This is a genomic window from Kitasatospora sp. NPDC097605 (assembly GCF_040302725.1).
In the GTDB taxonomy this organism is placed as follows: Bacteria; Actinomycetota; Actinomycetes; order Streptomycetales; family Streptomycetaceae; genus Kitasatospora.
Genome location: NZ_JBEOSF010000021.1, coordinates 25,226 through 46,176, shown reverse-complemented (window position 1 = coordinate 46,176; position 20,951 = coordinate 25,226). Strand labels below are relative to the sequence as shown.

The window sequence follows — 20,951 nt, the reverse complement described above, 5'->3', positions numbered from 1 at the left end:
GGGGCCGTAGTCCAGAGCGATGAGCCTCTCCCGCACCGGTGCGCGCTCCGAGGAGCCCGCGCCCCCGGCCGAGCCCCGCCGCCGTTTCGGATTCCGGCGTGGGCCGCAGCGCGCGCTGCCCGCCGGGGGCGGCGGCGCCGTGCCCGACTCCGCGCCTGTTCCCGGGGCCGCTGCCGGGCCCGTTCCGCGGCCCGCGCCCGCGCCGTCCGCCCTGCCCGTCCCGGCGCGGGCCGCCGCCCCGGCCGCCCCGGGCCCCTCGGTGCTGCGCGCGGTCGGGCCGCACTTCGTGATCGCGGCGTCCACGGCGCGCGAGGACGAGCTGACGGCCGCGATCGGCGCCCTGCGACCCGTCCCGGACGCCGTGGTGGTGGTCGCCGCGGCCCCCGACTCGGCCAAGGTCCTGCGCGACCGGATGACCGACCTCGGGGTGATCGCCCGCGCCCGGGGCGCCGCCCACCTGGTGCTCGCCGCCTCCGGGCTGGCCGCCCTCGCGCCCAACGGCCGGCGGCCCGCCGAGGTGGTCGCCGAACGCGCGGGCGTGCCGGTCGTCGCGCCGGACGGCCTGGTGGAGATCACCCCGCTCGGCAACCTCAAGGTCACCGACCCCGGGGGCGCGGTCGAGGCGTCCGCGTGGTGGCGGTGCGAGCCCGGCGAGGCGCCCCGCCGGCTGCACAGCACCATCGGCACCGCCGCCCCGGCCCCGGTGCCGGCGCCCGCCCCCGCCGCTGCCCCCGCCGCCCCCGTGCGCGGACGGGCCGAGGCCGTGCGCGTCCTGCGGCTCCCCGCCGGCTTCTGGCTCACCGACCCGGCGGACCCCTCCACCCGGCCGCTGCCGGACCTCCGGCTCGCCGCCGCGCCGCCCGGCAACGCCGTGGTCCTGATCGGCACCCCCGCCCGGCCCGTCCTGCTGCCCGAGGACTTCACCGAGGCCGTGCTCTCCCTCCCGCTCGGCAGCGACCGCCCCCTGGTCAGCGCCCCGTGGGCGGCCCCCGACCAGCTCGCCGCGCTCACCGGCGCGCTGGCCGCCCGCACGGCCCGGCCGGTGCAGGCCGCCATCGGCCTGCCCGTGCTCGGCCCCGGCGGCCCCACCTCCCGGGTCCTGGACCGCGACGGCCGGGCCGGGTGGGAACCGTTCCTGCTGCGCCTGGCCACCGCCCCCGGCTCGCCCACCAGCCCCGCCGCCTGGCGCAACGGCGGCGCCGACTGGCACACCGACGGCCCCGCCGTCTTCCGGGCGTTCCCGTACTGGGCGCTGGAGGCCGTCCCCGCCGGCCTCTGGCTGCGCCCCGAACCCCCGCACGTGCTCACCCCGCGCTTCCGGCGGCCCGAGCCGACCCGCCCGCTGCTGATCGTCGGGGAACGCGACCGGCCGGTGCCGGCGGACGCCTTCGAGGAACTCGGCACCCTCCTGGACCGGCTGCCGGCGGCCGGCGCCGAGGGGTTCGGCCTGCTGGTCCACGGTCTGCTGGAGCCCACGGCCGAGCGCGTGGGCCGCTTCGTGGCCCGGATGCACGAGCTGGAGTGGCTCGGCGCGGAGCAGCCGCTGAACGGCCCGCCCGCCACGGCCCCGGTGTCGTACGGCATCGGCCGCCCGACGGCCACCGCCCCACGCCCCGCACCGGCACCGGCACCGGCACCTGCACCTGCACCTGCACCTGCCGCCCTCCCCGCTGCGCACCGGGTTCCGCCCGTCCCCGAACCCGTCCCCGAACCCGTCCCCGTCCCCGAGCCCGTCCCCGCCCCCGTCCCCGAGCCCGAACCGCGGCCGGTCCCCCTCCCCACCCCCGTCCGGGCCACCAGCAGCACCGCCGGCACCACCGCCCCGCCCCGCCGGACGCCCACCGCCGTCGGCACGCCCACGGGCGTCACCGCCACCGCCGCCGGCAACGGCGGCGCACCGCTGCCCTTCCGCACCCCCGAGGTCCCCCCGGTCGAACCCGCCCCCGAGCCGGAGCCGGAGCCCACGCCCGCGCCCGACAGCGAGGCGCCCTCGCCCACGCCCGACAGCGAGGCGCCGTCCCCTCCCGCCGAGGAATCCGCACCGCCCCCTCCCCCCTCCACTCCCCTCCCCTCGACCGCCCGCGCCTTCGGCCCGGACGACTGCCCGGCCCCGGTCACCTCGACCAGCCCCGCCGAACGCGACGCCGTCCGCACCCTGCTCGGCGAGCACTACCACCGCTGCACCGGCCGGCTGGAACAGCTCGCCACCCGGCTCCCGGGCCTGCGCTCCACCTCCCAGGACGACTTCAAGCCCGACCTCGCCGCCGTCCTGCTCCACCACACCGACACCGGCGTCCCCACGCCCCGCGCCGACCTGGTGGCCGCCGCCCGCTCCGGCGACCCGGACCTGCAACCCTTCCTGCGCTGCCTCGGCGCCGGCCTGCGCCGCCTCCCGAGCCACCACGGCGCCGTCCTGCTCGGCGCCGACGCCGCCCTGGACCCGGAGGCGGTCCTGTCCCACTACCCCACCGGCCGCCAGTTCCGCGAACCCGCCCCGCTGGCCGGCCTCACCGCCCCCGGCTCCGAACTCCCGGGCTCCTCCGTCGAGTTCCTCATCTGGTCGGCCACCGGCCGCCGCACCTCCGTCTTCGACACCGCCGACGGCCCCGCCCAGGCCGTCTTCCCCCCGGGCACCGCCTTCACCGTCGTCGGCGTGGTCCCCTCCGACGACGACCGCCCGCCCTGCGTCCTCCTCCGCGAATCCGGCGGCGACCCCTCCGAACGCAACCGCAACGCCCTCTCCCGCCTCCGCGCCTGGCTGGAACGCCGCGCCACCATGCCCCCGGCCGAACGCCCCCGGGCCGACTCCCCCGACCGCTTCCACCTCACCCCCGGCGTCACCTTCGACACCCCGACCCCCGGCTGACCCACGCCGGGCCGCTCGCCGGCCCGAACCCGACCCGGGCGGGACGCATCGTCGGCCCCCGCCTTCCTCCCCCACTCCGCCACTCCGCCACTCCGCCCCGGGCGAATCCCACCTCGAACGCCGATACTTTGTCGATCCGTAACCTGAGGGGCCGTCATATCGGCTCCTGGGCCTGGATTGTCGTGGAACACTGGACCGGAGGGAAACAGGGGGGTCTGATGGCCGGGGTCGAGCTGGTGATGGCGGCGTTGGCCGCCGGGGCGTCGGCGGGGCTGACCGACACGGCGAGCAGTGCCGTTCGGGATGCGTATTCCGCGCTCCGCGAGAAGGTGCGCCGTCGGTTGCCCGCGCACGCCGCGGAGGTGCTGGATGCCGAACAGGTGGAGCCGGACGCGTGGGAGGCGCGGCTGCGTGCGGAGCTGACCGCGTCCGGCGCCGACCGGGACCGGGAGCTGCTGGCGGCGGCCGAGGCCCTCCTGACGCTGGTGGGCTCAGCGGCCAAGTACCAGGTCGACGCACGCGGCGCCAAGGGCGTGCAGATCGGGGACCACTCCACCCAGTCCATCACCTTCAACTGAGGGCCGCAGACCATGGACAACCGTGACGGCCGCCCCCCGAAGGTCGACGCCCGAGAGGCGTCCGGACTGCAGGTCGGGGACGGGAACGTGCAGATCAACCTGCTGTCCGGCGGCTCGCGGTCGACCGCACCGGCCGACCGGGCCAGACGGTACCTCTACTTCAAGATCGGCAGCAGTGCCGGGACGAAGTTCGACATGATCCCGCCGATCGCCCAGTCCCACCCGTCGGAGTCGTTGACCTCGTTCCTGACGGCGCTGGAGCGCGTGGGGATCCCCCGGGAGAAGCGCGACACGATCAGCGCCCGGGCCGACACAGTGGCCGCGGCACCCGCCGGGGAACAGTTCGTGGCAGCGGTGTTCGCGTTCGCCGCGGCGGTCGACGACGTCACCGACGCGCTCCGTGAGCACTCGGTCGGTGACGAATTCGACTGGTTCGCCCTGGCCGACCTGATCGGCCGGATCTTCCTGATCGTGCGCGCGCTGTGGCCCGACGACCCCACCGCGGAGTGCGCGACCATGCGAGCGAGCCTCTTCGCGCTCTCGGAGCGCCTCGACGTGCCGTCGAGCGTACTGAGCGAGATCCAGAAGTTCGCCGTCATGCGGCTTCCCACGGCCACGGTCGAGGAGTTCGCCGATGCCGCGATCCGCGTTCAGGAGCTCTGCTACCGCCTGCTCTGAGCGCCGTTCCCGGGTCGGGTCCCGCTACGGCTCCCGCACCCGCCCCCGCTCGACGGGGCGTCCGCGAACGGTGGCGCGGACATCGCCGCCGGGGACCGAGGCGAGGTCGGCCCGCGCCGAGCGCGAAGGGGATCCGGCCGCCTTCCGCTCAGCGCCCCCAGGCCTCGGAGGCCGTCGGCGCGGCGGGCGCCGCGTACTCCGCCGGCAGCACCCGACCCACCGGCAGGCGGGCCGCCTGGGGCCGGAGGGGGCCGCCGGCCCTGTGGACGGCGGGGACGAGGGCCGCGTCCTGGCCCGGCGCGGTCCCGTGCACGGCGGGGAGCTGGCCGCCCACCGCTCCCGAACTGGTACGCACGCCCCCGCGCGTGGCCGGGCCGAGGGCGTCGGTGGGGGACGGGGTCTCGGCCGGGCGCTCGGCGACGGTGGCGGACAGGCGGAGGATGAAGTTGCGTTCGGTCGGGTCGCCGCCCGGCCAGTCGCAGTCCTTGCTGCGCACGATGCGGCTGCGCAGGCCGCCGGGCGAGGTCTGCCACGGGTAGGGCAGCACCCGGATGTTGGGGCGCCAGCCGACGCCGGGGGCGCAGTGCTGCAGCTCCAGCTCCCATTCGTCCGCCTGCACGTCCAGCGAGGCGCCGATCCGCCCCTCCAGCACGAGGGTGCCGTACGGGGCGAAGACCACCGCGCGCTGCTCGTAGTAGGCGTCCTTGTCGAGGACCGTGATCCGCATCGGCCCGTTCATTCGCAGCATGGTCGCCCTTCCCGGCGGTCGAAGCCACGCGGAACCGCCACAGCCCCGCCACTGTGGTCGACGGCGCGTCCCAAGACCCGGGTTCACGGGTCGCCGCCCCGCCCGGGAGACCGCCGCACCCTCCGACCGCGCCCGTGCACGCCGGTGAACCGGCCGCCGCCTCCCGGCCGTTGAACACCGCACACGGTCATCGCGGTACGCCACCCGGCCCCGCACGACCGGCCGCGGCCGCCTCCGCGCCGGGTTCCCCTTCGGGCAGGCCGGACCTCCCCATCGCGCACACCTCCCGAACCGCCGGGCACGCGCGGCGCACCGGACGGCCGGCCCGGCCTGGGCCCCTGGTCCCGGGCCGGGGCCCCGTCCGCCCGCGGCGAGGCCGTCCGCACCATCTTCCACTCCCGCCACTCCGGCCCCGGGGCGGCGGCGTTCCGGGCCGGGCCCGGCGCTCGTTTGCACCCGGAACGCACCTGCCCGGCCGTGCCGCACCGCCCGGGGCCGCAACCCGGCCGCACCGGTGCGCCGTCCACGACCACGAGGGCCGCCGCCCACCCGCCGCCACGGGGACGGCGAACCGGCTCCCGTCAACCCGCCGGACGGTCGGATCCACGCCGTTTCCGAGACCGCGCACCGAACGTCACAAACCGCACATTCAGCGTGGCTAGACTGCGCCCCGCATCGCCCCGAGGGCCCCGTCCACCCACTCTCACCAGGGAGAATCCGTGTTCGTCCGACTGCTGGGCCCGGTGGAACTCCGGACCGCCGACGGCCGGTCCGTCGAGCCCGCCGCCGCCAAGCGGCGCGCCACGCTGGCCCTGCTGGCGCTCGAACTCGGCCGCACCGTCCCGGTCGGGCGGTTCTTCGAACTGCTCTGGGGCGACGAGCCGCCGGCCCAGGCCCGAGCGGCGCTGCAGGGCCACATCGCGGCGCTGCGGAAGCTGATCGCCGGCTCCGACCTCGTCCTGTCGACCCGTCCGCCGGGCTACCGGCTGGACGGCCCGGCGGACGCCGTCGACTCGTCGCTGTTCGAGCGGCTGGTGGCGGACGCCGCGGCGGAGAGCGCCCCGGGCGGCGACGAGGCGGCGGCCGCGCTGTTGCGCCGGGCCCTCGGCCTGTGGAACGGTCCGACCGCCCTGGCCGGTCTGCCCGACACCGAGCTGCGGGACGCGCTCGCCGACCGGCTCCGGCGCGACCGGGCCGGGGCGCTGGCGGCCTGGGCGGAGCGGCTGCTGCGGCTCGGCCTGGGTGCGGAGGCGGTGTCCGGCCTCGACCAGGTGCTCGACGCCGATCCGTGGAACGAGCAGGTCGCCGCACTGCTGGTGCTCTGCCTGAACCAGGCCGGGCGCCCCCGGGACGCCGTCGAGGTCTACCACCGCACCCGGCGCCGGCTCGCCGCGGACCTCGGGGTCGGGGCCGGCAGCGCGCTGCGGTCGGCGGTGGCCGGGATCCTCGCCGACGAACCGGCGCAGCGGCGCGCCCCGGTGCGTACCGCCCCGGCGCGCACGGCCGTTCCCGGCGGCCTCATCGGCAGACCCGGCGCCGCCGCGGCCGCCGCACCGGCCGCATCCGCCGCCCGGCCGGGCACGCCGTTCCCGCTCGCCGGCTGCAAGCCCACCCCGCGTCCGGCCGCGACCCGTACGTCCGCCGTCGCCGCCGCCGCCGTCACCGCCTCCGCCGCCCGGGTCCCGGCCCAGAAGGACGTGACCGCGCCCCGCCCGGCGGTCGCCGGGGCCCGTCCCCCGCGCCCCGCCGCACTCTCCGCGTCCGGCGCCGACCAACTCCCGCGCTCGCCCGCCGGCTTCGTCGGCCGGTCGGTCGAACTCGGCTGGCTCGACGAGCAGGTGCCCGGCGGCGTCGGCGTGCTGGTCGGCCCGGCCGGCAGCGGAAAGACCGCCACCGCCCTGCGGTGGGCGCACGGCGCGGCCGCCGCCCACCCCGACGGGCGGCTGTTCGCCGACCTCAACGGCTTCGGCCCCGGCCGTCCCGCCGACCCGGCCACCGTGCTCGGGCGGTTCCTGCACGCCCTCGGGGTGCCGGAGGCCGAACTGCCCGAGGACCGGCCGGCCCGCGCCGCGCTCTACCGCTCGCTCAGCCGCGACCGCCGCCTCCTGGTGGTGCTGGACAACGTCCGCGACACCCGGAACCTCGCCGACCTGCTCCCGGCCGGCCCCGGCTGCGCCACCGTGATCACCAGCCGCAGCACCCTGGAGGACCTGGTGGTCACCGAGGGCGCCGCCGTCCTGCGGCTCGGCCCGCTCCCCGGCGCGGACGCCCGCCGCCTGCTGGAGCAGTTGCTCGGCCGCCCCCGGGTGGCGGCCGAGCCGGAGGCCACCGACCGGCTGGCCGAGCTGTGCGGCGGCCTGCCGCTCGCGCTGCGGATCGCCGCCGCCCGACTCGCCACCCGTCCCGGCTGGGCGATCGCCGACCTGGTGCCCGAACTCGCCGACGAGCGCACCAGGTTGCACGCCCTGGACACCCGGGGCACCACCAGCCTGCGGGCCACCCTCGATCTGACGCTCCGTCATCTTCCCGGCTCGGCGGCCCATCTGCTGGCCCTGCTCGCCGTCCACCCGGGCACGGAGACGGACGTCCCGGCGGCCGCCGCACTGCTCGGCGCCGACCCCGCCGAGGCGGGTCGCGCGCTCGCCGCACTCGCCGCGCACCACCTGCTGACCGAGATCTCCCCCGGCCGCTACCGCCGCTGCGACCTGATCCGGCTGTACGGCGCCGAACTCCTCGACGCGCGGCCCGCGGCGGACCGGGCCGGGGCCACCGCCGCCCTGGCCGACCACTACCTCGCGGCGGTGGCCCACGGCGCCGCCCTGCTGCAACCCGCCCCCGGCGGCGGCACCGACACCACCACCGCACACGCCGGCCGGCCGCACTTCCCCAGCGTCCGCTCCACCCTGGACTGGTTCCAGGCCGAGGAACCCGCCGTCCGCGGCCTGGTCGCCGCCGCCTCCGAGGACGGCGACGACCGGCGCGCCTGGCAGCTCGCCTACCGCGCCGACGGCCTCTACTACAGCGTCGGCCGCCGCGCGGACCGGCTGACCTGCCTGCGGACCGGACTCGACGCGGCCGGCCGCACCGGCGACCCGGCGGCCGTCGCCGCGATGGAGGCCGTGACGGCCCGCGCCCTGAGCGGCCGGGGCCGGACGGCGGAGGCGCACCGGCTGGCCCGCCGCGCGGTCGACCGCACCGCCGGGACCGACGACACGGTGCGGGTGCAAGCCCTCACCGTGCTGGCGGTGACCACGGCGGCGGCCGGCCGGCCGGGCGAGGCGGTCCGGCTCGGCGAGCGAGCGATCGCCCTCGCGGAGACGCACGGCCACGCCGAACACGTCCCCTACGCGCTCAGCAACACCGCCGGCCTGTACGGCCTCGCGGGCGAGCCGGAGCGCGCGCTGCGGCGCGCCCGGGAGGCCCGCGCGCTGCTCGCCGAACATCCGCTGGCCGTCTTCCACCTCTCCGCGATGATCAACGAGGCACACGCCCTGCAACTGCTCGGCCGGTGCGCGGAGGCGGAGCAGGCCTGGCGGCTGACGCTGGAGCGCTGCCGGCTCGCCGGCGCCGTCCATCTGCACGCGGTCGCCGAGCGCCACTTCGCCGAGTTCCTGCTGGCGGCCGGCCGGGCCCCGGAGGCCGTCGGCACCCTGCGCTCGGCGCGCGGCCTGTACGGGCGGCTCGGTGACACCACGGTCGTCCGCGAACTGGACGAACGGCTGGCGACGTTAGCCGGCTGACGGCCGCTCGGGTTCCGGGTCCCCCACCCCGGACGCCCCCGGCCCCGGCTCCCCCGGCCCCGGCTCCCCCAGCAGGTCCGCCGTCAGCAGCGCCACGCCGTCCTCGCCGAAGCGGTGCAGCAGCAGCGCCACCCACTCCACCGCCTGCGCCCGCTCCAACGGCGTCCAGCGCGCCGCCGAGGGGTGCTCGTCGACCACCAGCGCCTCGGCGATCATCCGCAGCCCGTCCGGGACCGCCGTCCGTGGCCCGCGCCGCGCCAGACCGTCCACGGCCAGCCGCCGGGCGGCCGCGACCACCACCGCCCCGTCGGCCGGCGGCACCGCCCACCCGCCGCCCACCGAACCGTTCCGCGCCGGGTCGTTCCCCGCCGGGTCGTCGTCCAACCGCCCGTCGGCCGCCCGCCCGTCGTCCGTCCGCCCGTCGTCGCCGGGCCGCTCGGCGGCGAGCCACCCCGCCACCAGCTCCCGGATCCCCGCCTCGCCCGCCGCTTGCGCCATGGCGGCCAGCTTGCCAGGCCCGCGTCCCGTGGTCATCACCGTCATGGTGACGAGTACGGCTGCCGCCCCCGCCCGCGTTCACCGGCGGGTGCCGGGGCCCGGTCGGGTCGGGGCGGGTCGGGGCGGGTCGGGGCGGCGGGGGTAGCATCGCCGCATGACCACGTACTGGCACGTCGTGCTGCCACCGCTGTCCGCCTGACCGGGCGCACACACCGGCAAGCCCGCTCCCGCGACCCCGACCGGCCCGCACCGGCCCCGGGGGTCCGTGTCGTGCGCCCGTTCCGAATCCAGTCCGCCCTGCCGGAATCCCGGAATTCGACGACGGAAGTCCACGACTGTGCCGAACCGCACCTCCTCCACGCCCGCCTTCACGCCCACGCCCGCGGCGAACCGCCGCCCCGGCACCCTCGCCGGACCGCTGCCCCTACTCGCCGCCGCCGTGCTCTGGGGCACCACCGGCACCACCGGCTCGCTCGCCCCCGCCGGCGCCCCGGCCGCCGCCGTCGGCTGCGCCGGGCTGGCCCTCGGCGGGCTGCTGCTCCTGCTGTCCGACCGCTCCGCCCGCTCCCTGCCCAGGACGTGCACGCCCCGCGAACGGCGGCTGCTGGTCCTGGGGGCGCTCGCGGTGGCCGGCTACCCGGTCACCTTCTACCCCGCCGTGGCCCGCACCGGGGTCGCGGTGGCCACGGTGATCGCCCTGGGCAGCGCGCCGGTCTTCACCGGCCTGCTGGCCTGGCTCACCGGCGGTCCCCGGCCCACCGCCCGCTGGGCGTGCGCCACCTCCACCGCGGTGCTCGGCTGCACCCTGCTGGTGCTCGGGCCGCAACTCGGCGGCGCCGGCGCCACGATGGACCTCCCCGGCGTCCTGCTGGCGGCCCTCGCCGGGCTCTCCTACGCCGTCTACTCGCTGGTCGGCGGCCGGCTGATCGCCCACGGCCACCCGTCCGCCGGGGTGATGGGGGCGATGTTCGGCGCGGCCGCCGTGCTGGTCCTGCCCGTCCTGCTGGTCGGCGACGCCCACTGGGCCGTCACCCCGCGCGGAGCACTCGTGGTGCTGCACCTGGGCGTGGTCACCACCTTCCTCGCCTACCGCCTCTTCGGCCGCGGCCTGCGCCACACCTCCGCCCAGACGGCCACCACCCTCACCCTGGCCGAACCGGCGGTCGCCGCCGTCCTGGGCGTCACCCCCCTCGGCGAACGCCTCCCCGCCGCCTCCTGGACCGGCCTCGCCGTGCTCACCCTCGCCCTCGCCCTCCTCACCACCCGCCGCCGCTGACACCCCCACCGGTGGCTCCCCGACGGCCCCCGCCCGCCCCTGCCGGCGGCGGGCGGGGGACGGGCAGCCCCGCAGCCACCAGCGCCGGGACCGCACCGCACCGGCCGCCCGCTCCGGGGCGCCTCCACCCGCATCACCGGCGCCGCAAAGGAGCCTCACCACAACAGCAGCCCCACGCCACCGCCATCCATCACCCCCGTTGACGGGCACACCACCCACCCCACCGCAACCACCGCCACCTCTGCCCAGATGGCAACGCCTCTCCGCCGCCTCAGCCCGGCGAGGCGGCGGGCCGGCGCCGGCGCCTGCGCGGGGAAGCTCCCGGCAGCGTGCAGGACGACAGTCCGATCCACGCCGGGACCACTTCGCTGCCGACCACCGCGCCCGTCCCCTCCACCCCAACAAGGCGGCGGGCCGGCTCCGGGTTGGGACGGCCCTCTGCCGGGTGCGGGGCGAGGACGTGCCGACCCACGCCGGGGCCATGCCGCCGCCGCCCACCCCGACGGGCGGCTGTTCGCCGACCCCACCACCACCCGCACCAACGCCGGGCCGGGCCGACACTTCGCACGATGCGGGAGGAAACACCACCACCCCGCCACAACCCTCCAACCCGGCCAGGCGGCGGGCCGGCGCCGGCTTGGAGCGTCGCCCCAGCGGTGAACAGGCCAACGACGCGCCGCCGTCCTTCACCACCCACCTCGCCACAGCCTGCGCCGGCCCTCAGCGGATTCCAGAGCCCCCGCCCCACGGCAGGACCGGCCGGCCCTCCCCTCAGCCCGCGAACCTGGCGAGGCGGCGGGCCAGGGCCGACGTGGGGCGGCCGACCCACCGCCACACCCCTCCCTGCCCGGTGAGGTGACCGGCCGGGGCCGCGTCGCTGCCGCCCGCCACCCACTCGCCGCACCCTCCCTACCCCTCCAGCCCGGCGAGGCGGCGGGCCAGGGCCGGGTTGGGGTGGCCCTGGGCCGTGTGGAGGGCGAGGGCGCGGCGCCAGTGGGTGGCGGCTTCTGCGGGGCGGCCGAGGACGGCGAGGACGGCGCCGTTGAAGTCGAGGGCGAGCAGGGTGAGCCGGGTGTCGTGGTGTTCCTCCGCGACGGCGAGGGCCTCGCGCGACGCGGCGAGCGCCTCCTCCACCCGGCCGAGGACGCGCAGGGCCTCGGCGCGGCTGAAGCGGAGGGTGCCCTGGAGCGGGTCGTCGGGGTGGTCGTGGACGAGGCCGAGGGCGCGGTCGGTGTGGGCGAGGCCGCGCTCCGCCTCCCCCACCCGGTGCAGGCAGTGGGCGAGGTGGTCCAGGGCGCGGGCGGTGGCCGGGCCGTCGCCCCGGGTCTCGCAGGAGGCGACGACGCGTTCCAGCGCCGCGATCGCCTCGTAGCCCCGGCCCGACGCGGCGAGGGTGCCGGCCAGCGCGGTGAGGCAGCGGTCGCGGACGGCGGTGTCGTCGACGTCCGCGGCGTCGGCGGCGGCCTGTCCGGCGACCGCACCCGCCTCGGTGAAGCGCTTCCGGGACACCAGGGCGAGCGCCAGGTCGGTCCGCAGCCGGAGCCCGGCGGCCCGGTCCCCGAGGCGGTCGGCGGCGGCCAGGCCTTCCCTGGCGAGTTCCTCCCACTCGTCCAGGTGGGCGCCGTCCTGGTAGTGCAGCGGCCCGCAGCCGTGGGCGAGCCGCCACACCTGCGCGTCGAGACCGTGCGCGGCACCGGCGCGGGCCAGGGCCGGTACGGCGTGCCGCACACGGCGGAACCACGCCGCGACACCGTCCTGGTCCTCGGCGACCCCGGCCACCTCGGCGGCTCCGGCGATGTCCGCCCACCGACCGAGCAGCCGTCCCAGGGCGGCCGTTCGCTCCTCGGCCGGGAGCGCGGCCGCGAGTTCGGCCGCGTACCGGCGCACCGGACCCGGCCGCTCGAACCGCCCCTCCTCGGCCTCCGCCACCAGCCGGGCGGCGGCGAGGGCCGCGAGCAGGTCGCGCGCCCGGGGCACCGGCAGCCCGCCGAGCGCGGCGACATCCGGAGCGTCGAGGCCCGCCGCCCCCGGAAGCACCCCGGTCAGCGCGAACACCCGCCCGGCCTCGACCGGCAGCGCCCGCACGGCGACCCGCAGGGCGGCCGCCACCCCGTCGCCGCTCGCCCGCTCCCCCGCCAGTTCCTCCACCAGGGCCGCGGCGCGCCCGCCGCCGGTCGCGAGCCTGGCGCCCAGCAGCCGTACCGCCAGCGGCAGTTGGTCACCGAGCGCGGCCAGCCGCGCGACCGCCTCCGGCTCCCGGGCGACCCGCCCGGCCCCGGCCGTGGCGGCGAGCAGGCCGGCCGCCTCGGCGGGGGCCAGGGCGCCGAGCGGCAGCGGGACGGCGCCCTGTCGGGCGACCAGGCCGGCGGTGAGCCGGGAGCGGCCGGTGACCAGGACCAGCACGTCGGGGTGGCCGGGCAGCAGCGGTTCGACCTGCTCGGCGGAGCCGGCGTTGTCGAGCAGGAGCAGCAGCCGGCGCCCGGCGGTCAACGTCCGCAGCAGGGCGGCGCGTTCGGCGACGCCGTCCGGGAGTTCGCCCGCGCCGAGGTCGCGCAGCAGGGTGGCCAGCGCGGCGGCCGGGGCGAGCGGGGCGGTGTCGTCGTCGCCGTGGAGGTCGACGAGGTGGCGGCCGTCGGGGAAGCGGTCGGCGCGGCGCTGCGCCCAGACGCGGGCGAGGCGGGTCTTGCCGACGCCGGCGGGGCCGGTGAGCAGCAGGGGGCGGCCGTCGGCGGTGGCCACCGCCGCGTCCAGGCGGGCGAGTTCACCGCTTCGGCCGACGAACGAGCCCGGGCCGTCCGGCAGTTCGCCGGGCTCCGCCGCGTCTCCGGCCTCGGCCCGCCGCACGGGCCGCTCCAGGCACCGGGCGAGCAGCGCGGCGGCGGTCCTCCGCCTCGGCTCGGCGGCCAGCAGCCTGGTCAACTCGGCGACCGCCGTCGGCATGTGGCCGCCCCCGTCGCCCCGCCCGACCAGCACGGCCACCGCGAGCCGTTCCACCGCCCGCCACCGGGCGGCGGTCAGCCGCGGCCCGGCCTCGGCGGCGAGCCGCGCGGAGCCGCATCCGTCCAGGGCGGGCCCGCGCCAGAGGGTGAGCGCGGTGCGCAGCAGGGCCGCGGTGTCGGCGAGCGGCCCGTCGGCGGCGGCGCAGAGCCGCTCGAAGCGGTGCGCGTCGACGGCGTCCGGGTGGCCGAGCAGGGCGTAGCCGGCGCCCCGGGCGACCAGGTGGAGGCCGTCCGGGTCCTCGGGTATGGAGCCGGCCGGGGGTGTGCCGTCGGCGGCCGCGGCGAGCAGGCGGCGGACGGCGGTGACATGGCTCTGCAGGGCGGGGCGGGCGGTGGAGGGCGGGGCACCGTCCCAGAGCAGGCCGGCCAGCCGCTCGGCCGGGACGGTCCGGCCGAGGTCCAGGGCGAGTGCGGCGAGCAGGGCGCGCCGTTTCGGGCCGGGTTGCGGCAGGGCCCTGCCGTGGTCGTCCTGGAGCTCGAACCGTCCGAGCAGATTGATGCGCACTGCCGCTCCCCACCGCGTTCCGATCAGTCGATCAGGGTGAGAGCATAGGGAATGTCTGGATTGGTCCACACCTTTCCTGGTGAGCGCCCGTTGTCCCGAACTGTGAGGCCCCTCCCGCACCGTGACGAATCGTCGGATCCCGGCGTCACTCGGCCGGCGGCCCCGCCGGGAAGGGTTCGGCCCACGGTTCGTCGGCCAGTCGGAGGCCGTTGGCGACATGGGCGACGGTCCGGTACCAGCCGGTGAGCACCAGGAGTTCCAGCAGCTGCGCGTCGTCGTAGTGCGGGCGCAGCGCGTCCCAGGCGGCCGCCCCCACGCGAGCGGTGTCGTGCAGGTCGTCGACGGCCGCGAGCAGCGCCGCCTGCCGGGGCGACCAGGCGACCCCGGCCGCCGCCGGATCGTCGGCGGCGGTGGCGCGCAGCTGGGCGGGGGTGAGCCCGGCCTGCGGGGCGAGGGTCGCGGCGTGCACGCCCCACTCGTAGCCGCAGCCGGCGCGCGCGGTGGTGCGGGCGATGACGAGTTCGCGGTCGGCGGCGGGCAGCAGGCCGTGGCCGAGCAGGCCCGACCCCAGGACGAACATCCGGGAGGCCAGCTCCGGGTGGCGGTGCAGGACGCGGAACAGGGCGAGCGGTTCGTGCGGGGCGCCGGGCGGCATCCAGCGGCGCAGGGCGCGGTCGACGTCCTCGGGATACGGCGGGGTGAGCGGTTCGATGCGCGGCATGCGGAGCGACACCTCCTGCTGCTTCGATTTTCGCACCAGCGATTTCCGTACCAGTATCATGCTTCGGAAAACGAAGCGCAACCACGACCGAGGGCGAGGGAGCACGGCATGACCACGGAACCACCGGGGGCGCCCCGCCCCGGGCGGCCGGTCCGCGGATCGGACTCGGGCCGCCCGGTGATGGCCGCGCTCGACCTGCTCGGCCGGCGCTGGACGCTGCGCATCCTCTGGGAGCTGAGCCAGGCCCCGGCGGGCTTCCGCGATCTGCAGCGCCGGTGCGAGCGGATGTCCTCCAGCGTGCTCAGCACCCGCCTCGCCGAACTGAGCGGGGCCCGGCTGCTCACCCTGCACGAGGACGCCTACCGCCTCACCCCGCTCGGCGCCGAGCTCGTCGACGCCCTCGGACCGCTGACCGCCTGGAGCCACCGCTGGGCCGAGGACCTGGAGCGCTGAGTCAGGAGGTCTCCAGGCCCAGCCCCGTGGCGCGGAAGAAGCCGTGCGCGGCGCGCTGCTGCGAGAGGCCGAGGGTGAGACGGCGGGCGGTGACACGGCCGGGGCCGAGACCGAAGCCGGAGTCTCCGTTGATCCCGCGGGCCGCGAGCTCGGTGGTGATCAGCGCGGCGACCGCCCCGGCGGTGGCCCGCGTCGGGTTCTTGAACTCGGCCTTGTAGCGGTTGCCGGAGGGCTGCCAGCCGTCCGCCGTCATCGCCGCCGCGACCTCGGTCGGCTCGCCGGGGCGCGGGCCGACCCGCAGCAGCACGCCCTTGCCGGTGCTGTACGCGAACGAGAGCCCGCCGCCGATCTGCGGCGCGGCTATCGAGAAGGTGACCTTCTCGCCCGGCCGCTGGACCGGCAACTGCTCGATCCACGCGGCCAGCAGGCACTCCAGGCCCTCTCGCAGATGGGGCAGCGTCAGCGCGAGCCGCCCGCCCGGCAGCACGTCGGCCGTGCCGCCCGGCGCCTGGTGGGCGAGGTGGAGCTGCCAGCTGTAGCGCAGCAGGGGGAAGTCACTGGGACCGCCGTCACCGGCGGAGGGGCCGCCGTACTCGAAGGAGATGCGCTCGCCCTCCTCGAACTCCGCGGCCGGTTCCGTCTCCAACCGGATCCGGCGCCCCTCGCAGAGCAGCCGCAGCAGCCGGCCGTCCTCGCCCGCCTCGCGCCAGCGGACGTCCGGGCCGTCGGGGCCGCCGCCGAACAGGGTCGGCTCGCCGAGGACGGCGCAGACCGCCCGGTAGATCTCGCCGAACACCGCCCGCCGGTGCTCCAGCGTCATCGTCAGCTCGTCGAAGCGGTGCAGGTCGAGCACGTCGTAGGTGCCCTCGGGACCGGGGCGCACGAAGGAGGTGCGGGTGGCGAACGACGGCTTGAACATCGGGTCCGCGATGCTGATGTCGGCGTAGCCGTCGCCGAAGTCGACCGGCCACCACGGGTTCTCGGCGGCGATCCGCTCCACCACCTCGACCGGGCAGTGCCCGCCGGGCGCGTCGTGCAGCGCCGGGGCGAACGCGGCGATCACGGCGGGCAGGTCGGGGCTGATGTGCTCGACCTCGACGACGTGCGGCTGGAGCGCGATCCAGGCGCGGCGGTCGTTCGCCTGGAGCAGCATGGTGCGTCCGGCGGACCGCCAGCGCAGCCCGAAGCCGTCGGCGGCGGTCGGCACGGCGGTGGGCGCGCCGATCCCGCGCAGCGCCTCGGAGAGCGTGCGCAGCGCGGCGCGCCGCTCCCGCTCGGGCGTCGGCAGCCGGAAGTCCAGCAGCGGGACCCAGGCCCGCCGGTAGCGGTCCGACTCGGGTTCGGTGGCGCCGAGGAAGAGCTCGGCCCCGAGCGGCCAGCTGAGGTGGGCCTGCAGGCCCACGACCAGGAGGTCCTGGAAGATCCGGCGGATCCTCCAGTCGGGCCGGGCCTCGACCAGCCGCTCGACGTCCGCCCTGGTCCAGCACCCGTCGAGGTCGTGCAGGGTGCGGACCAGCTCGACCGTGGTCGGCAGGTCGGCCGTCCAGGTCACGGCGTTCACGGTGCTCCCGGGGCTCTCGTCGTTCATGCGGACGATCCTCGCACCGGCCACTGACACGCACCGCTCGGTGCACCCACACGTCCTGACCGTCGGTCACCAGGACCTGCCCGTCACGCAGCACCAGGTGCGGGGTGCCGTCGGCCCGGCCCGCCGAGCAGCGCGAGCAGCCGCCCTCCCTTCCGGATCGCGCCGAGGTGGACCGGACCTACGCGCCCACTTGCCCGTCGATCGCCTCGCGCAGGAGGTCGGCGTGCCCGTTGTGCCGCGCGTACTCGTGGATCAGGTGCAGCATCACCAGCCGCAACGACACCTCCGCCCGCCAGCGCGGCTGGTAGCCGGTGACGTCCAGCGACTCCGCCTCCCGTTCGATCCGCCGGGCGTGCTCCACCTCCGCCTCCCAGGCCGCGAACGCCCCGGCCCGGTCCGCGCCGGTCGTGTCGTACGCGGCCTGGTAGTCGCCCTCCGGGGACCAGACCAGCGGGACGTCCTCCCCGTCGATCACCCGCCGGAACCAGGTCCGTTCGACCTCCGCCATGTGCCGCACCAGGCCGAGCAGCGTCAGGGCCGACGGCGGGCTCGACCGCAGCCGCAACTGCTCGTCCGTCAGCCCGGCGCACTTCATCGCCAGCGTCCCCCGGTGGAAGTCCAGGTAGGCGCGCAGCGTCTCCCGCTCACCGCCGGTCAGCGGCGGGGCGACCCGCCCGTCCCCCGTACCCATCCCCATGCCGTGCTCCGTCTCCCTCGCGTCCGGACGATCAGGCGAGCAGTCTCCCAGCCCGGGCGACCGCCCGCCGGTCATTTCCGGAGCCCACCTCCGGTTCAGCCCCGGACGTCCACGCCGTAGCCCCGGGCCGGCTCCTCCCCCGTGGTCGAAACCCTGGCCGACCACCCGGAACCGCCAGGTGTCGCCGCGCCGGTAGACCTCGCCGAGCAGCGGGGTGCGCTCGGTGGTCGCCGCGTCGAGGGTGGCCCGGGCCGCAGTCCGGAGGGTCTCGACGTCCACCAGCGCCTACTCGTGCTGGTGGTCGGTGCTGTCCGCGTCGGGAGCGGCGGTAGGGTGCGGGAGCGACGGAGCCGAAGTCATAGCAGCAAGCATGCTCATCATCCCGTATCACTCACAACCCGATTGGCCTGCGTGTTGTCGCGCGAAACCACTTCTTCGGGTAGTTCCGTCCCAGGCATGTTTGGGTACGTACAGCGGCGCGCGCCCGCGGGAGACCCGGAGCACCGGCCCTCCCGCCCGTCGCCGCCCCATCGGCCGCCGCCACTACACACGAGGAGCCCGAGCGAGCCATGAGCCAGGACCGCATCCCCGGACCGGTACGCCAGACCTACGGCGCCGACGATCTGTCACGGGCCGCCAGCTTCGCCGGCGGATTCATCAACTTCGGTGACTGGAGCGGCATCCGCACCACCGCGCCGACCCCCGAGGACCGGGTCCGCAGCCAGGAGGACCTCTACCGCCGGGTGCTGCGCGCCTTCCCCGGGCCGAGGGAGTCGCTGCGGCTGGGCGAGGTCGGCTGCGGGCGCGGGCTGGGCGCGGCGCTCGCGCTCTGCGAGTTCCGCTTCGCGGCGGTGACGGGCGTCGACATCCACCCGGACCAGATCGAGCGCGCCCGCGCCGTCAACGCCAAGGCGCTGGCGACCTTCCCGGACCGGCTGGCCTACTCGCTGGGCCCGGCGGACGACCTGCCGTTCGCGGACGCCTCGCTGGACGGCCTGTACTCGGTCGAGGCGGCGCAGCACTTCCGGGAGCTGACCGGGTTCGCCCGGGAGGCGGCCCGGGTGCTGCGGCCGGGCGGGCGGCTGGTGGTCACCACCTTCTTCAGCGCCGACGGGCCGGACGTCGCCGAGCGGCTGAGCATCCTGCTCGGCAGTTTCGCCAGTGGCCTGGACGTCGCCCACCCGCTGGACGCGTTCACCGCCGACCTCGCGGCCGCCGGGTTCACCGACGTCGGCACCGAGTCGATCGGCGCGGACGTGTGGCCGGGCCTGGACCGGTACCTGGAGGGCACCGTCCCGCCCGGCCACTGGAGCCGCAACTTCCTCCACACCTGGCGCGACGGGCTGCTCGACTACCACCTCGTCACCGCCACCCGCCGCTGACCCCCGCGCGACCGGACCCCCGCCCGGAGCGATCCCCGCCCGCCACGGGGATCGCCCCTCCGAGGGAGCGGGCCGCGTCAGCCCTGGTGGACCAGCAGCGCCGTCCGCACGGCCGACTCGAGTGCGCCCTCGACCCAGGCCGGCTTGGTGGAGGTGTGGTCACCCGCGAAGTGCAGCGGCCCCTCGGAGCCCGGGACGTCCGGGAACAGCTCCGTGTGCTGCCCGGGGAGCAGCACCGAGGCCTCGCCGTAGGCGTAGTGGTCGCGCACCCACGACTGGGTCTTGCACTTGGTGGTGAAGAAGACCTCGCAGCGGCGCCCGAAGATCGCCTGCACCCCCGCGAGCGCCCGCAGGTAGCGCTCCTCGTCGGCGTACGCGTCCCACTTGAGCGCGTCGTCGGCCCAGCTGTAACTGGCGAGCACCACACCGCCGTCGCTGCCCCCCAGCGGGTGGGCGTGCTCGAAGTAGACGAACCGGTTGGCGTTGTCGCTCACCGAGCCGCCGCCGCGCACATGGGAGGCCGCCGGGTCGGCGCCGGTCGGGCGGAAGTCCGCGAAGCACTTCCTGAGGTCCTCCGGGACGCTCACCCCGAGCTGCTGCACCGAGGCGTGCGCGCCGAGGTAGCGGCCGTCCTCGACCCGCTCCGCCCGGTAGCGCTCGTAGAGCCCGGCCTCGATGCCGTCCAGCGAGGCCTTCCACTCCTCCTCGGTGAACTCCCACCAGCGGCGGGAGAACTCCAGCAGCACCTTGGTCGCGGCGTCGTAGTGCAGTTCGGTGATCGCGCGCCGCTTGCCGTAGCCGAGCGGCGGGTCGAAGGCCACGTGCCGCAGCCCGGCGAACGGGACGGTGATGATCGCCTCGTCGCCCTCGAAGACCTCGGTGACCCCGCCCCTGCCGCTCTGGCACTCCTCGGAGACGGTGTGCACCCGGACCTTGCTGCCGTGCCGGTCGACGCGCACGGCCCGCCGGTCGAACCGCACCTTGCCCTTGACGGCCGTGTAGAGGGCGTCGACCAGCCGGGCGGTGCCGCCCTTGATCTCCCAGAACTTGGTCTTCGGGTCGATCAGCGCGGCGGAGAGGAAGCTGTGCACGAAGGAGAGGTGCAGCCGCGAGGTCACGTTCTGGACGGTGCCGATGAGGTCGATGGTCCTGATGTCCAGCCCGGCCTCCTCGGTGAGGTACCGGTACATCGACCAGTGGCCGTACCGCCGCAGGACGGTGGCCCAGCCCTCGACCAGGGCCGCGCCCTCCTTGCCGCGCACCAGCGCCATCGCCGGTTCCAGCGCGTCACCGTAGACGGCGGCGGCGGTCCTGGCCCGGTTGGGGCCGGTGACACCGAAGCTCTCGTTGACCTCCCTCGGGTCCGCCTCGTAGTCGGCGCGGCGTACGTGCAGGCCGTTGACGTGGATCCAGGTGCGGTTGGCCCGCACCGACGGGTTCTCCACCTCCACGTCCACCAGCAGGAACTCCTGGCGCGGCAGGTCGTACTTGTCGAGCAGCGCCATCACCAGCGGGTGGCTCTCGGGCAGCCGCATCGCGCCGCCCTCGGCGTACTGCCTGGGGTCGGCGAACGGCTGCTGGCCGTTCTCGTGGCCGCCCTTGCGGAAGGTCTTGATCCGGCCGCCGACCCGGTTGCCGTTGGCCTCGATGACGACGACGTCGTGGCCCGCCCGGTTGAGCAGGTCGGCGGCGAGCAGCCCGGCCGGTCCGGCGCCGACGACCAGCACCCGCTTGGTCGCCCGGGCCCGCCCGGCGGGCAGGCCGTCCCGGACGATCTTCAGATAGCCGGGGACGAGCGGCCGGTCGTGCTCGTCGTAGACGGCGATCGCGCGGGCCACCGTGCTGAAGGCCTGCTCGTCGGTGCCCGGTGGGACGTCGGCCGGGGCGAGGGCCGGCGCCGCGGCCGGGCTGAGCGCGGTCGCGGGCGCGGCGGAGGCGGCGGTGAGCCCGGCGGCGAGCACCGAGGCGCCGGTGATCGTGACGACGGACCGCCGCGAGGGCCCGGCGGCCGGCGCCCCGACCGCGGCGGCGGTGGTCAAGCTCTTGGTGCCGGGAACGCTGATGTCTGGAGTGGTCATGGCGCACCACTCTTGGCGCACACACGACGTGACGGAACCGGCATCACCCGGACGGGAACATCAACCACTCGATCGGATTCGGACTCCCCCGCCGCCTTGACGCCCGACCGGGCCCCGCCGGACCGCACGACCCATTCCCGTGAT

14 protein-coding genes and 1 pseudogene are annotated in these 20,951 nt (G+C 77.0%); 7 read left to right on the top strand and 8 right to left on the bottom strand.

From position 1 onward, the window contains the following. Window positions 1–19: 19 nt before the first annotated feature. From ABTX81_RS23545 to ABTX81_RS23535, 3 genes are all read left to right on the top strand, one after another. Window positions 20–2,866 (top strand): hypothetical protein, encoded by a 2,847-nt coding sequence (locus tag ABTX81_RS23545; RefSeq protein WP_350548852.1) that lies wholly within the window; start codon window positions 20–22, stop codon window positions 2,864–2,866. A gap of 218 nt (window positions 2,867–3,084) precedes the next feature. Beyond that, complete coding sequence (locus ABTX81_RS23540; protein ID WP_350548850.1) at window positions 3,085–3,444, top strand: Het-E N-terminal domain-containing protein; 360 nt, start codon at window positions 3,085–3,087, stop codon at window positions 3,442–3,444. An 87-nt stretch (window positions 3,445–3,531) separates the two neighbouring features. Then, entirely contained in the window at window positions 3,532–4,122 is a 591-nt protein-coding gene (locus tag ABTX81_RS23535) for a hypothetical protein (RefSeq protein ID WP_350548848.1), read from the top strand. 148 nt (window positions 4,123–4,270) lie between these two features. Here the strand turns inward: ABTX81_RS23535 and ABTX81_RS23530 are convergent, their stop codons facing one another. Beyond that, window positions 4,271–4,861, bottom strand: coding sequence for a hypothetical protein (locus tag ABTX81_RS23530; protein ID WP_350548846.1), 591 nt, complete (start codon window positions 4,859–4,861; stop codon window positions 4,271–4,273). 728 nt (window positions 4,862–5,589) lie between these two features. On the opposite strand from ABTX81_RS23530, the gene ABTX81_RS23525 reads away from it, so the two are divergent. Further along, a complete protein-coding gene (locus tag ABTX81_RS23525; RefSeq protein WP_350548844.1) occupies window positions 5,590–8,610 on the top strand; it encodes an AfsR/SARP family transcriptional regulator in 3,021 nt (1,006 codons plus the stop codon). Here ABTX81_RS23525 and ABTX81_RS23520 read toward each other — a convergent pair. Beyond that, window positions 8,599–9,144, bottom strand: a complete 546-nt coding sequence (locus ABTX81_RS23520; RefSeq protein ID WP_350548842.1) for a hypothetical protein — start codon at window positions 9,142–9,144, stop codon at window positions 8,599–8,601. The two genes, ABTX81_RS23525 and ABTX81_RS23520, sit on opposite strands and share 12 nt — an antisense overlap. A 301-nt stretch (window positions 9,145–9,445) precedes the next feature. On the opposite strand from ABTX81_RS23520, the gene ABTX81_RS23515 reads away from it, so the two are divergent. Beyond that, window positions 9,446–10,384, top strand: coding sequence for a DMT family transporter (locus ABTX81_RS23515; protein WP_350548840.1), 939 nt, complete (start codon window positions 9,446–9,448; stop codon window positions 10,382–10,384). Window positions 10,385–11,293: 909 nt separating this feature from the next. Here ABTX81_RS23515 and ABTX81_RS23510 read toward each other — a convergent pair. Continuing rightward, window positions 11,294–13,888 (bottom strand): AfsR/SARP family transcriptional regulator, encoded by a 2,595-nt coding sequence (locus ABTX81_RS23510; protein ID WP_350548838.1) that lies wholly within the window; start codon window positions 13,886–13,888, stop codon window positions 11,294–11,296. A gap of 145 nt (window positions 13,889–14,033) precedes the next feature. Next, a complete protein-coding gene (locus ABTX81_RS23505; RefSeq protein WP_350548836.1) occupies window positions 14,034–14,609 on the bottom strand; it encodes a carboxymuconolactone decarboxylase family protein in 576 nt (191 codons plus the stop codon). 180 nt (window positions 14,610–14,789) lie between these two features. On the opposite strand from ABTX81_RS23505, the gene ABTX81_RS23500 reads away from it, so the two are divergent. After that, window positions 14,790–15,062 carry a winged helix-turn-helix transcriptional regulator gene (locus tag ABTX81_RS23500; RefSeq protein WP_350548967.1) on the top strand — a complete coding sequence of 91 codons (273 nt, stop codon included), beginning with the start codon at window positions 14,790–14,792 and terminating at the stop codon, window positions 15,060–15,062. A 1-nt stretch (window position 15,063) separates the two neighbouring features. Here ABTX81_RS23500 and ABTX81_RS23495 read toward each other — a convergent pair whose 3' ends face one another. The 3 genes and pseudogenes from ABTX81_RS23495 to ABTX81_RS23485 form a co-directional block, all read right to left on the bottom strand. Continuing rightward, complete coding sequence (locus ABTX81_RS23495; protein WP_350548834.1) at window positions 15,064–16,650, bottom strand: hypothetical protein; 1,587 nt, start codon at window positions 16,648–16,650, stop codon at window positions 15,064–15,066. A gap of 178 nt (window positions 16,651–16,828) precedes the next feature. After that, window positions 16,829–17,347: a DinB family protein gene (locus ABTX81_RS23490; protein WP_350548965.1), complete on the bottom strand. Its 519-nt coding sequence runs from the start codon at window positions 17,345–17,347 to the stop codon at window positions 16,829–16,831. A 150-nt stretch (window positions 17,348–17,497) separates the two neighbouring features. Beyond that, window positions 17,498–17,626, bottom strand: a pseudogene (locus tag ABTX81_RS23485) (TerD family protein); the annotation flags it as partial. Window positions 17,627–17,916: 290 nt separating this feature from the next. Between ABTX81_RS23485 and ABTX81_RS23480 the strand changes: the two are divergent. Further along, entirely contained in the window at window positions 17,917–18,729 is an 813-nt protein-coding gene (locus ABTX81_RS23480) for a class I SAM-dependent methyltransferase (RefSeq protein ID WP_350548832.1), read from the top strand. Window positions 18,730–18,806: 77 nt separating this feature from the next. Here the strand turns inward: ABTX81_RS23480 and ABTX81_RS23475 are convergent, their stop codons facing one another. Then, window positions 18,807–20,807, bottom strand: coding sequence for a flavin monoamine oxidase family protein (locus ABTX81_RS23475; protein ID WP_350548830.1), 2,001 nt, complete (start codon window positions 20,805–20,807; stop codon window positions 18,807–18,809). Window positions 20,808–20,951 lie beyond the last annotated feature (144 nt).

Bases quoted from the DNA above. Each gene is read 5' to 3' on its own strand.
- ABTX81_RS23500 (WP_350548967.1), top strand. From the start codon at position 14,790: ATGGCCGCGCTCGACCTGCTCGGCCGGCGCTGGACGCTGCGCATCCTC.
- ABTX81_RS23495 (WP_350548834.1), bottom strand. From the start codon at position 16,650: ATGAACGACGAGAGCCCCGGGAGCACCGTGAACGCCGTGACCTGGACG.
- ABTX81_RS23505 (WP_350548836.1), bottom strand. From the start codon at position 14,609: ATGCCGCGCATCGAACCGCTCACCCCGCCGTATCCCGAGGACGTCGAC.
- ABTX81_RS23540 (WP_350548850.1), top strand. From the start codon at position 3,085: ATGGCCGGGGTCGAGCTGGTGATGGCGGCGTTGGCCGCCGGGGCGTCG.
- ABTX81_RS23480 (WP_350548832.1), top strand. From the start codon at position 17,917: ATGAGCCAGGACCGCATCCCCGGACCGGTACGCCAGACCTACGGCGCC.
- ABTX81_RS23475 (WP_350548830.1), bottom strand. From the start codon at position 20,807: ATGACCACTCCAGACATCAGCGTTCCCGGCACCAAGAGCTTGACCACC.
- ABTX81_RS23520 (WP_350548842.1), bottom strand. From the start codon at position 9,144: ATGACCACGGGACGCGGGCCTGGCAAGCTGGCCGCCATGGCGCAAGCG.
- ABTX81_RS23545 (WP_350548852.1), top strand. From the start codon at position 20: ATGAGCCTCTCCCGCACCGGTGCGCGCTCCGAGGAGCCCGCGCCCCCG.
- ABTX81_RS23490 (WP_350548965.1), bottom strand. From the start codon at position 17,347: ATGGGGATGGGTACGGGGGACGGGCGGGTCGCCCCGCCGCTGACCGGC.
- ABTX81_RS23530 (WP_350548846.1), bottom strand. From the start codon at position 4,861: ATGAACGGGCCGATGCGGATCACGGTCCTCGACAAGGACGCCTACTAC.